The sequence below is a fragment of the Wolbachia sp. wLmal genome, assembly GCF_049435495.1.
Lineage (GTDB): Bacteria > Pseudomonadota > Alphaproteobacteria > Rickettsiales > Anaplasmataceae > Wolbachia > Wolbachia pipientis.
The window spans coordinates 975949-989336 of record NZ_CP185405.1 but is presented as its reverse complement, the minus strand read 5'-3'; the positions used below and the strand labels follow the sequence as shown (position 1 = coordinate 989336).

The 13388-nt window shown below is 36.2% G+C and carries 5 protein-coding genes; 3 read left to right on the top strand and 2 right to left on the bottom strand.

Going from position 1 to position 13388, the window contains the following annotated elements; translation table 11 throughout:
* Positions 1-23: 23 nt before the first annotated feature.
* Entirely contained in the window at positions 24-8534 is an 8511-nt protein-coding gene (locus ACEL90_RS04965) for a DNA-directed RNA polymerase subunit beta/beta' (RefSeq protein ID WP_423348822.1), read from the top strand.
* A gap of 6 nt (positions 8535-8540) precedes the next feature.
* Here the strand turns inward: ACEL90_RS04965 and dusB are convergent, their stop codons facing one another.
* Positions 8541-9503, bottom strand: a complete 963-nt coding sequence (gene dusB, locus ACEL90_RS04960) for a tRNA dihydrouridine synthase DusB (RefSeq protein ID WP_423348821.1) — start codon at positions 9501-9503, stop codon at positions 8541-8543.
* Between the two features lie 25 nt (positions 9504-9528).
* Positions 9529-10605: a C48 family peptidase gene (locus tag ACEL90_RS04955; protein ID WP_265023476.1), complete on the bottom strand. Its 1077-nt coding sequence runs from the start codon at positions 10603-10605 to the stop codon at positions 9529-9531.
* Positions 10606-10748: 143 nt separating this feature from the next.
* On the opposite strand from ACEL90_RS04955, the gene serS reads away from it, so the two are divergent.
* Together serS and purD are read left to right on the top strand one after the other, a co-directional pair.
* Positions 10749-12026, top strand: a complete 1278-nt coding sequence (serS, locus tag ACEL90_RS04950) for a serine--tRNA ligase (RefSeq protein ID WP_265027500.1) — start codon at positions 10749-10751, stop codon at positions 12024-12026.
* Between the two features lie 34 nt (positions 12027-12060).
* Positions 12061-13332 carry a phosphoribosylamine--glycine ligase gene (gene purD, locus ACEL90_RS04945; protein ID WP_341811236.1) on the top strand — a complete coding sequence of 424 codons (1272 nt, stop codon included), beginning with the start codon at positions 12061-12063 and terminating at the stop codon, positions 13330-13332.
* Positions 13333-13388: the final 56 nt, after the last annotated feature.

Below are 13388 nucleotides of genomic sequence, written 5' to 3'. Positions count from 1 at the left end.
TTTAATTAGTTTGGGGTATTTTAATGGTTGGTTCTTCTTATATGTACGCTTCTGGTGCTTTTGTTCCTAGAGTTTCTTATTCTAGGTCGATTGATTTAAAAGATTCTTTATTGGATTTGGTTAAGGTTCAAAAAGAATCATATGATTCTTTTACTCCTAAGAATAAGGGTAATGAAAGACTTGAAGTTATCTTTCATACAATCTTTCCAATAAATGATCCTTTGCGTAGGGCTACTATTGAGTTTATAAGTTGTAGGGTAGATGATCCTAAGTATGATGAATCTGAGTGTATAAAGCGTGGTGTAACTTTTTCTGCTCAGGTTATTGCTTCTATACGTCTTGTTGTTATGCAGGATGGTATTTCTCTTGATGAATATAAATCGATTAAAGAGAGTGGAGATCATTCTAAACTTGCAACCGTTGTAAAATCTATAGAAGAGCAGAAAGTCCACTTTTGTGAGTTGCCTATGATGACTGATAAGGGCACTTTCATCATTAATGGTGTGGAAAAAGTTATCGTCTCACAAATGCATAGGTCTCCTGGTGCATTTTTTGATAGCGATAAGGGAAAAACTTACAATTCTGGTAAATTGATCTATTCTGCTAGAATTATTCCTTATAGGGGTTCTTGGCTTGATATTGAATTTGATGTTAAAGACCATTTGTATTTTCGTGTTGATAGAAAAAGAAAATTGCCAATTTCAGTTTTATTAAAGGCGTTGGGTCTATCAAATAATGATATACTCGATAGATTTTATGAGAAAATAAAGTATGTAAAACATAAAGATGGTTGGAAAGTGCCTTTTGTTCCTGATAAATTTAAAGGAGTGAGGCTGCCTTTCGACTTAATGGATATTGAAGGTAATGTGCTGCTTAAAGCCAACGTTCGTATTACCTCAAGACTAGCTAAAAAGCTATATGATAATGAATTGAAAGAGTATCTGGTTCCTTTTAATTCTATATGTGGTTTATTCCTCGCAGAAGATTTAATGGATAGTGCTAGCTCTACGAAAATTTTATCTGCTGGTGAATCTATAAAGCTGGAAGACATAAAGAAGCTTGAGTTATTATCTGTAGATGAAATATCAGTGTTGAACATAGATAATTTGTTTGTTGGACCTTATATATTAAATACGCTTTTCTTAGATGAAAACATGTCTTATCAGGATGCACTATATGAAATATATAGAGTTTTGCGTCCTGGTGAAGTTCCTGTTTTAGAGATAGTAGAAGAGTTTTTCCGTAATCTTTTCTTCAGTCCGGAATATTATGATTTGTCTAACATTGGTAGGTTGAAGCTTAACTCTTACCTTGGATTAAATTATGATGAGGATTTAACTGTTTTAACGCATGAAGATATTATTGAAATTGTGAAAAAAATAGTATTGTTACGTGACGGTCAAGGATCTGTAGATGATATTGATCATTTAGGAAACAGAAGAGTAAGATCAGTTGGAGAGTTTATAGAAAATCAATTTAGAACTGGGTTGTTGAAATTGGAACGCGCAATAGTTGATTCTATGTCCACTTCTAGTTTAGATAAAGTTTCTCCATCTGATTTTATTAATCCAAAAGTGTTAACTAATGTCTTAAGAGATTTCTTCAATTCTTCTCAATTATCTCAATTTATGGATCAGACTAATCCGTTATCTGAAATAACACATAAAAGAAGGTTATCCGCGTTAGGTCCTGGCGGTTTAACAAGAGAACGGGCAGGATTTGAGGTGCGTGATGTTCATCCAACTCATTATGGAAGAATTTGCCCTATTGAGACTCCTGAAGGGCAAAATATAGGGTTAATCAACAGCTTAGCTATATACGCGCGTATTAATAAATATGGTTTCATTGAAAGCCCTTATAGAAAAGTAGTCAATAGGGTTGTTACTGATCAAATTGAGTATCTTTCTGCTATAGACGAAGGCTCACATCATATAGCTGACACTAGCGTAAAGCTTGATGAAAATAATTGCTTTGTTGATGACATGCTATACTGTAGATATGCTGGTAGCTTCGTCATGGTAAGTAGCGACCAAGTTAGTTACATTGACGTATCTCCTAAGCAGGTAATATCAGTTGCAGCTTCCTTGATTCCATTTTTAGAAAATGATGATGCTAATAGAGCATTAATGGGCTCAAATATGCAACGTCAGGCCGTACCTTTATTGAAGCCTACCGCTCCTCTGGTTGCTACTGGTATGGAGTCTTTTGTAGCTTCTGGCTCTGGTGCTGTAGTTTTAGCAAAACGCGATGGCATAGTTGATAGTTCTGATAGTAACTCTATAGTTATACGTGCTTTTGATAAAGAAAGGGTTAACTACTTGGACGTAGATATTTATCATCTAAGGAAATTTCAGCGTTCTAACCATAATACTTGTATTAATCAAAAACCGCTAGTGTGCGTAGGTGATTATGTTAAAAAGGGTGATGTAATAGCTGATGGTCCTGCAATTAACAGTGGTGAGTTGGCGCTTGGTAAAAATTTGCTAGTCGCTTTTATGTCTTGGCAAGGTTATAATTTTGAAGACTCTATTATTATTTCTAGTGAAGTTGTTAAAAAAGATCTCTTTACTTCTATTCATATAGAAGAATTTGACTGTGTTGTACATGATACCCCTTTAGGATCAGAAAAAATAACTCGTGCTATACCTGGTGTTAATGAAGAAAATCTATATCACTTGGATGATAGTGGTATAGTGAAAATTGGTACAAGAGTTGGTCCAGGCTATATTCTGGTAGGTAAAGTTACACCTAAACCTTCTCTTTCATTGCCTCCTGAAACGAAGTTATTAATGACAATTTTTGGTGAAAAGTCATTCGATTGTGCGGATTCCTCTTTATATACATCTCCAGATGTTGAAGGGACAGTAATTGATGTACAAGTCTTTACACGCAGGGGGGTTGAAGAAAATGAAAGGGCATTACTCATCAAACAAAAAGAGATAAATGACTTTGAGGAAGAGCGAGATTATATAATCAATGTTACTAGTGAATATTTCTATGATGAGCTGAAGAAACTTCTTATTAATTCTGGTTCTCAAGATCGAGAAAAATTTGACTCTATTGAACGTGAGCAATGGTGGGGTATAGGATTAAAAAACCAATCCATTTCTGAGCAAGTTAAGAGCTTAAAAAAAGATTTTGATGAAAAAGTATCACATGCAATAGCACAGTTTAAGCGAAAAGTAGAAAAATTACATGAAGGTTATGACCTGCCTCAAGGTGTGTCGATGTCAGTAAAAGTTTTCATTGCTGTGAAACATAGTCTGCAACCAGGGGATAAAATGGCTGGTAGACATGGAAACAAAGGTGTGATTTCTCGAGTTGTGCCAGTGGAAGATATGCCTTATTTGGAAGATGGTACTCCTGTTGATATTATTCTTAACCCTCTTGGTGTTCCTTCACGAATGAATGTAGGGCAAATACTGGAAACGCATGTAGGTTGGGCTTGTAGAAAATTAGGGGAAAAGGTAAGTAATATTCTCGATGAGATCAATAAGATCAAAAGTGCTTTTTGCAAGGGAATTAGGTCCCTTAACGATGATAATTTTACACAATTTGCAGTAGCATACCTTGATAATAAAAAAATTGAAAATATTGATGATGAAATAACGGCTTCTGTTTTAAATACACCTAATAAGAATGCACTAAATGACGAGTTGAATGAGTTAGTAGAGAACTATTTGAACTCTTGTAAAAGTTCATACAGCAATTTACGTAACTTCCTGATTGAGGTTTATAGCTATGGCAGTAACGTATCTATCTGTAATGATATTCGTAATATTAGTGATAATAATCTCATTGAATTTGCACGCAAATTACGTGATGGCGTTCCTGTTGCTGCACCTGTATTTGAGGGTCCAAAAGATGAACAAATAGCAAAATTATTTGAACTTGCTGGTTTAGATAACTCTGGACAAGCTGTATTATATGACGGTTGCAGTGGTGAAAAATTCGACCGCAAGGTTACAGTTGGTTACATGTACATGCTTAAGTTGCACCACTTGGTTGATGGTAAAATTCATGCGCGTTCAGTAGGGCCTTATAGTTTGGTTACTCAACAACCTCTTGGAGGAAAATCTCATTTTGGTGGTCAGCGTTTTGGTGAAATGGAATGTTGGGCATTACAAGCCTATGGTGCTGCTTATACTTTGCAGGAAATGTTAACTGTGAAGTCTGATGATATTAATGGTAGAGTTAAGATTTATGAATCGATAATAAAAGGTGACAGTAATTTTGAATGTGGAATTCCTGAATCCTTTAATGTGATGATAAAAGAACTACGTTCTTTATGTTTAAATGTAGATTTAAAGCAAAATGATGTAGTGATTGAAGATATATCTCACACTAACATTGCACAACCTTTTAATGAGGTTAGCATATCGATTGCTAGCCCTGAAAGTATTAAGCGTATATCTTGTGGTGAGATAGAAGATGTTTCAACTGCAAATTATCGTACGTTCAAAGTTGAGAAAGGTGGATTATTTTGCCCTAAGGTTTTTGGCCCTGTCAATGACGATGAATGTTTATGTGGAAAATACAAAAAAAGAAGACACAGAGGTCGCATATGCGAAAAATGCGGAGTAGAAGTTACATCTTCTAAAGTAAGAAGAGAAAGGATGGGTCATATAGAGCTTGCATCTCCTGTTGCTCATATATGGTTTTTGAAATCGCTTCCTTCAAGAATTGGAGCATTATTGGATATGTCTCTCAGAGATATTGAGAATATTTTATATAGCGATAATTATATCGTAATAGATCCTCTTGTTTCGCCTTTTGAAAAAGGTGAGATTATTAGTGAAAAAGCTTATAATGAAGCTAAAGATAGCTATGGGATCGATAGTTTTGTAGCTATGCAAGGTGTTGAAGCTATAAGAGAGTTGCTAACGCGCCTTGATTTACATGAAATTAGGAAGGATTTAAGACTAGAATTAGAATCTGTTGCTTCTGAGATAAGAAGAAAGAAAATTATAAAGAGATTGCGTATTGTTGAAAACTTCATTAAATCTGGAAATAGGCCTGAGTGGATGATACTTACAACTATACCTATTTTACCACCTGATTTGCGTCCTTTGGTATCGCTTGAGAGTGGTCGTCCTGCAGTTTCTGATCTGAATCATCATTATAGGACTGTTATTAATAGAAATAACAGGTTGAGGAAATTGTTGAGCTTAAATCCTCCTGAGATTATGATTCGTAATGAAAAAAGGATGTTACAAGAAGCAGTTGATTCTCTTTTTGATAATAGTCGTCGTAATACTTTGGTAAATAAAGCTGGTGCTGTTGGATATAAAAAGTCCATTAGTGATATGTTAAAAGGAAAACAGGGTCGTTTTCGCCAGAACCTCTTAGGAAAAAGGGTAGACTACTCTGGACGTTCTGTAATAGTTGTTGGTCCAACTTTGAAACTAAATCAGTGTGGATTACCAAAAAGAATGGCTCTTGAACTATTCAAACCTTTTGTTTACTCAAAGCTTAAGATGTATGGTATGGCTCCAACTATTAAGTTTGCTAGTAAGTTGATAAGAGCAGAAAAACCAGAAGTTTGGGATATGCTTGAAGAGGTAATAAAAGAGCATCCTGTTTTGTTGAATAGAGCGCCTACGCTACATAGACTTGGTATTCAGGCTTTTGAGCCAATCCTTATTGAAGGCAAAGCAATACAGCTTCATCCGCTTGTCTGTACGGCGTTTAATGCTGATTTTGATGGTGATCAAATGGCAGTGCATGTGCCAATTTCATTGGAAGCTCAGCTTGAAGCTAGGGTGTTGATGATGTCCACTAATAACGTTTTAAGTCCTTCCAATGGCAGACCGATTATAGTTCCTAGTAAAGATATAGTACTTGGTATATATTATCTGACTTTACAAGAACCTAAGGAAGATAATTTACCATCTTTTGGTGCTTTTTGTGAAGTTGAGCATTCCTTGAGCGATGGTACTTTACATATTCATTCTAGTATAAAGTATAGGATGGAGTATATTAATAGCAGCGGTGAAACTCACTATAAAACTGTTTGTACAACTCCTGGCCGTTTAATATTATGGCAAATTTTTCCTAAGCATGAGAATCTAGGCTTCGATCTAATAAATCAGATATTAACAGTCAAGGAAATAACTGGTATAGTTGATTTGGTATATCGTAACTGTGGTCAAAGTGCTACAGTGGCATTTTCTGATAAATTAATGGTACTTGGCTTTGAGTATGCCACATTTTCTGGTGTCTCTTTTGGTCGTTGTGATATGGTTATACCTGAAACTAAAGCTACACATGTTGATCACGCGAGGGGTGAAATTAAGAAATTCTCTATGCAATATCAAGATGGGCTAATAACTAGAAGTGAGAGGTATAACAAGGTTATAGATGAATGGTCTAAGTGTACGGATATGATAGCTAATGATATGTTAAAAGCAATATCTATATATGATGGAAATAGTAAGTACAACTCAGTGTATATGATGGTTAACTCTGGTGCAAGGGGTTCTACTTCACAGATGAAACAGCTAGCAGGAATGCGAGGGCTCATGACCAAACCTTCTGGTGAGATTATAGAAACACCTATAATTTCTAATTTCCGTGAAGGATTGAACGTATTTGAATACTTTAATTCTACTCACGGTGCGCGTAAAGGTTTAGCTGACACTGCACTTAAAACTGCAAACTCTGGATACTTAACTCGTCGTTTAGTTGATGTATCTCAAAATTGCATAGTTACAAAGCATGACTGTAAAACAAAAAATGGTCTTGTTGTGAGAGCTACAGTTGAAGGAGGTACTATAGTTGCATCTCTAGAGAGTGTTGTGCTGGGTAGAACAGCTGCAAATGATATATATAACCCAGTGACAAAAGAATTATTAGTAAAAGCAGGGGAATTAATTGATGAGGATAAAGTAAAGCAAATCAGCATTGCAGGTCTTGATGTTGTAAAAATTAGATCGCCTTTAACTTGTGAAATAAGTCCTGGTGTATGTTCTTTATGTTATGGAAGAGACCTTGCAACTGGTAAAATTGTTTCAATAGGTGAAGCAGTTGGTGTTATAGCTGCTCAATCTGTTGGAGAGCCAGGTACTCAGTTAACGATGCGTACTTTTCATATAGGTGGAGTAATGACTAGAGGCGTTGAATCCTCGAATATTATAGCTTCTATTAATGCTAAAATAAAGTTAAACAATAGTAATATAATTATAGATAGAAACGGAAATAAAATTGTGATAAGCCGTTCCTGTGAAGTCGTGTTGATTGATAGCCTTGGTAGTGAGAAGTTGAAGCACAGTGTACCTTACGGCGCTAAGCTTTATGTAGATGAGAGTGGGTCAGTAAAAATTGGCGATAAAGTTGCGGAATGGGATCCTTATACATTGCCTATTATCACGGAGAAGACTGGTACAGTGTCTTATCAGGACTTAAAAGATGGAATTTCGATCACTGAAGTGATGGATGAATCTACAGGAATATCAAGCAAAGTAGTAAAAGACTGGAAATTGCATTCTGGTGGAGCTAATTTACGTCCTCGTATTGTGCTGCTTGACGATAATGGTAAAGTAATGACACTCGCAAGTGGCGTTGAAGCATGTTATTTTATACCAATCGGTGCAGTGCTCAATGTACAAGATGGCCAGAAGGTTCATGCAGGTGATGTTATTACAAGAACACCAAGAGAGTCAGTTAAAACTCGTGATATTACTGGTGGTTTACCGAGGGTTATAGAGTTATTTGAAGCACGTCGTCCTAAAGAGCATGCTATTGTTAGTGAGATAGATGGCTATGTAGCGTTTTCTGAAAAAGACCGTAGAGGAAAACGCAGTATATTAATTAAACCTGTAGATGAACAAATTTCTCCAGTTGAATATTTGGTATCAAGAAGTAAGCATGTAATAGTCAATGAAGGTGATTTTGTACGTAAAGGTGATCTATTGATGGATGGTGACCCTGATCTCCATGATATTTTACGTGTGCTTGGGTTAGAAGCTTTAGCGCACTATATGATTTCTGAAATACAGCAAGTTTATAGATTGCAGGGTGTTCGTATAGACAATAAGCATTTAGAGGTGATCTTAAAACAAATGCTACAAAAAGTGGAAATTACTGATCCTGGTGATACTATGTACTTGGTTGGCGAAAGCATTGACAAGCTGGAAGTTGATAGGGAAAATGATGCTATGAGTAACTCTGGCAAACGGTCTACTCATTATCTTCCTATTCTGCAGGGGATTACTAGGGCAAGTCTTGAAACTAGCTCCTTTATTTCTGCTGCCTCTTTCCAAGAGACAACAAAAGTACTTACAGAAGCAGCATTCTGCGGGAAGAGTGATCCTTTAAGTGGATTAAAAGAAAATGTTATAGTAGGAAGATTAATTCCTGCTGGTACAGGTTTGATTATGAATAAGATCAGAGCACTTTCACTTTGTGATAATGTGGATAAATATGAAAAATATTTTGATATTGAAACTTATGACGAGGAATGGTTGATGGATAATGGTTGTCATTTACACTCTGGTGAGGAAGAGAGCGTAGTGGCATACGATCAGTCGAATTGAGTACAGCTAGTGTGTCTCTTGACCAAAAAAGCCAATAATATTTTCTTTCACTTCTGTGCTATCTGTCATGTTATTTACTCTCACACGAAATTCAGATGAGCCTTGAAGCCCGCTACTGTACCAACCTATGTGTTTGCGGGCCATCTTTATTCCTGTGTCATTTCCATAGTACTCAAGAATATTGTCGTAATGCTCGAGTATGATGCTTAATCTCTCTGAAGCTGTTGGCTCAGAAGTTTCACTTCCACTGAGAAAGTTCATTGCTTGATTAACCAGCCAAGGTTTACCGTAGGCACCACGACCTATCATCACTCCGTCTGCTCCAGATTCTTTGAGAGCATTCTGAATATCATTTAAATTTTTAATATCGCCATTTACTATAACTGGAATTTTCACTTGCTCTTTAACATTTCTAACGAATTTCCAATCTGCTTGACCATTATAAAGCTGCGCTCTTGTTCTTCCATGCACAGTGATCATTTTTGCTCCTAAGTCTTCGGCAATTTTCGCAAGTCTCGGGGCATTGCGATTTTCATCGTTCCATCCAGTGCGCATTTTTACTGTAACTGGCACATTCACTGCCTTGACTACAGCTTCAATTATTTCAGCAGCCTTTTTTTCATCACGCATTAGTGCTGATCCTGCATAACCGTTTACAACTTTCTTAACAGGGCAACCAAAATTTATATCTATAATTTTAGCTCCCATATCCTCATTCAATTTTGCAGCTTCTGCCATAACATTCGGTTCGCATCCAGCAAGCTGAACAGCAGTTAATGCATCGACTTTTGCTTTTTGCAAACTCTGGCGAGTTTGCATAATCATAGCTCTGCTTGCAATCATCTCTGAAACTAACAAACTTGCACCAAGTTTCTTCACAATACTTCTAAACGGATAATCAGTCACTCCAGACATTGGAGCTAAAATAACTGGAGAATCAATTGTCAAATTTCCTATTTGGAGGGGCATAAGGTCAATGGTAATTTTTCATTGATTACATAATGCAACACAAACTTGCATTCTCCCTTGAAATAGAAGACTGAGATGTTTTCGTCCTTGGCGGACGCTTACGATTTCTTAGATCTTCCTTACATTTCTCATCTTCCATAAGCGCTCTTGTAAATTCTTCTCTTTTCTCATTCAAATCAAATTTATATTCTGATAACTTTTTATCAATTTCGTCAAATGATTTGTCTTCGTTAAGCATTTGTGTAATTTTATGAGCATTTTCTAACGCAAATATTCCACAGTTATACCCGTCACTTTGCTGCTTAGTTGGGGAAATTCTTATGTCTAATACCCATTCCTCTTTTTGCAGTTCTCTTTTAACAATATTTAGCACATTATCTGGCAATTGATTACCAAATGAGTCACAGTAATAAGCTCTAAATTTTTTATCACCTGCATCAGGTTTAATAACCAAAGTTACCCAATGATTATTGTTAATATGAAGAACCGAAGTAAATATCAATTTAGAATTTTGTTTGAATTCACCTCTATAATTCTGAAGAAATTCTTTTGTGAGTTCGTCCCAACCATTAGAATAGCTAGGGGCAAGAAAATAGACATTATTATTACTATATTCACTTTGTGAGTACCCATATACAACTCTTGCAATATGTGTAATGTCATTATCATCTAACCAGTAACTATAGTTTTTTCTGTTTGTCTGATGCACAAGAGTGTCCAAATCTTCGTGAAACTCTTTACCACCCAAACCACTATCCAAAGAGCTTCTACGACTACTGTTCCTTGAATTGGGTTCACTTCCTGGTACAATACCACTATCTCCATCTTGAGTTTTTTGCTCACCTTGGCTTGCTCTTTTTCCATTAATATAGTTCTTCGCTAATTTGTATGCTGTTGTAAGAACTACTCCCATTATAATCCAGATCACAGGATGAGAAATTAGCATAGCAAGTGGAAAGGTCAATAGAGGGGATCCTATTACCGCCCCTAAACAGCCAGCAGCGAATGTGGCTGCTAGGCATACACAAGTAGCGTAGATAACGAATTCCTCACCAGCAAAGTAAGTGCTCTCTTTCTGATTATTTTTTGTAATGCCCAGCATACTACACCCTATGAACACTAAGTTAATTAAATTTTAACAAATTCTAACAAAAAAATCAACCATAATAATTTTAGTAGTATGAGAATATATTGAATATTAAGAGCTTTTTGAGTACAGTAACAATGTTAGTAATAGCACAATATATGCACGATATAGAATATATACGTAAGAACTTTGAAGAATTTGAGAAGGTAATAAAAAGCAGGGGAATTAGAGAATTTACTGCGAAAGAGATATTGGAAATCGATTACGAAAAAAGATCATTAACCACTAAACTGCAGGATTTGAATAGGCAGCGCAATGAAATCACAGAGGAAATAAAAAAGCTTAAAATGAGCAAGAGCCCCTGTGAAGAGCAAATAGAGTTGTCAAAAAGCATCACAAATGAGATAGAGGCAATCAGCTTAAAAGAACAAGCGGAAAAGGATAAGTTAGTGAATGTTTTATCTAACTTGCCGAATATTCCTGCGCAAGATGTGCCAATAGGCGCAGATGAGAACTCTAATTTAGAGGTGAGAAGATATGGAGGAAAAAGACAGTTTGATTTTGTACCAGAATCTCATTATGAACTCGGAGAAAAATTAGGTTTAATGGACTTCGAACAAGCGGCGAGAATTTCCGGATCAAGATTTACGATATTAAAAGGACAGTTAGCTAAGCTTGGACGAGCGCTAATAAATTTTATGCTTGAAATGCATGTTAATGAATTTGGCTATACTGAGGTGTACCACCCGACTTTGGTGAAAAACGAGGCTATGTATAATGTTGGTCAGCTACCGAAATTTTCTGACGATTCGTATTTAACTACCGACGAATTGAGGTTAATTCCCACAAGTGAAGTGTTTTTAACAAATTTAGTTGCTGACAAAATAATGGAAGAAAAAGAACTGCCTATTCGCTTTACTGCATATTCGGAGTGCTTTCGCAAAGAAGCAGGTAGTGCAGGTCGCGATACCAGGGGCATGATAAGGCAACACCAATTTGGTAAAGTGGAGTTGGTAAGCATCACAACTGAAGACCAATCAAATGATGAGCTTGAGCGTATGACGAGTGTTGCTGAAGAGATATTAAAAAAATTAGAATTGCCATACAGAGTAATGCTGCTTTGCAGTGGCGATATGGGTTTTGCTGCACAAAGGACTTATGACATAGAGGTATGGTTACCTGGGCAAAATAAATATAGAGAAATATCAAGCTGCTCAAATTGTGGTGCATTTCAAGCAAGAAGGATGAACGCTAAATACTCTTCAGAAACTGATAAAAAGATAAAAAAATATGTTCACACTTTAAACGGCTCAGCTTTAGCTATAGGAAGAACGATTATTGCCATAATGGAGAATTATCAAAATTCTGACGGGTCGATTGCAATACCAAACGTGTTGCAAAAATACATGAGTAATGATACTGTTATAAGCAAATAATAATTTTGACATATAGAAAAGCGAGGAAATAAAGATGAAGGTTCTGGTTATAGGTTCTGGTGGGCGTGAGCACGCTCTACTTTGGGCTCTAAAAAAATCTCCTATCTTGACTGAGTTATATGTAACTCCTGGTCGCCAAGCTATGAAAGATCTTGGGGCTCTTGTGGATGTAAATATTCAAAATTCAGTGGATGTTACACAATTTTGCAAGAGAGAAAATATAGAGTTGGTTGTTATTGGTCCAGAACAACCAATAATTGATGGGCTTGCTGATGATTTAGTTGCAGAGGGAATAAATGTTTTTGCTCCAAGTCAAGCAACTGCAAAACTTGAGGGATCGAAGTCTTTCACCAAGGGACTATGTAAACGATATGGTATACCAACTGCCAAGTACGAGTGTTTTGTCGATGAAGGGTTAGCTAAAGATTTTGTACGTAGCAATAAAATAAAGTTTCCACTTGTAGTGAAAGCAAATGGAATTGCAGCAGGAAAAGGGGTGGTTATATGTAATACAGAAAGCGAAGCTTTTTCAGCAATAAATTCAATGCTAGTGGAGAAAAAATTTGGTGAATCAGGTGAAGAAATAATCATAGAAGAGTTTTTAGTTGGAGAAGAAGTAAGTTTTTTTGCTCTTATTGATGGGTTGAAAGTAGTAACTCTTGGGTGTGCAAAAGATTATAAGAGAGTTGATGAAAGTAATGAAAGCCAAAATACTGGAGGTATGGGGTCGTACTCATCACCTTCAATTATAAGTAAGGACATGGAGCAAAAAATTATCCAAAAAATAATGTACCCTACAGCTCAAGCATTGGTTAACATGGGTACGTCTTATAAAGGAGTACTCTTTGCTGGTTTAATGATTTGCAAAGATAGCCCAAAACTTCTCGAGTATAACGTTAGATTCGGTGATCCAGAAACGCAATCTATATTACCTAGATTTGATTCAAATTGCGATTTGTTAAAATTGATGTTGTCAGTTGCAGAAGGAAAGTTAAATGTCAAAATGGTGGAACTTAACAACAAATCTACAGTTTGTGTAGTTGTTGCAAGTAAAGGCTATCCGGGTGATTATCAAAAGGGAGAAGTAATTAAAGGATTAGATAAGATTGAAAGCATTCCTGGTGTGTTGGTGTTTCATGCTGGTACTAAATTCGATGAAAGTGGTAACTTAGTTTCCGATGGCGGAAGAGTGCTAAATATAGTAGCAGAAGGGAGCACTATAGAGGAAGCCAAAAGTAAGGTGTACTCAGCATTAAATTTTTTAGAATGGCCAGGGGGCTTCTTCAGATACGATATCGGTAGTTAATGTTAGCTGTCGGTTAGCAGGTGGTTCACAGAAACGAAAAACTTCCTTGACACCCT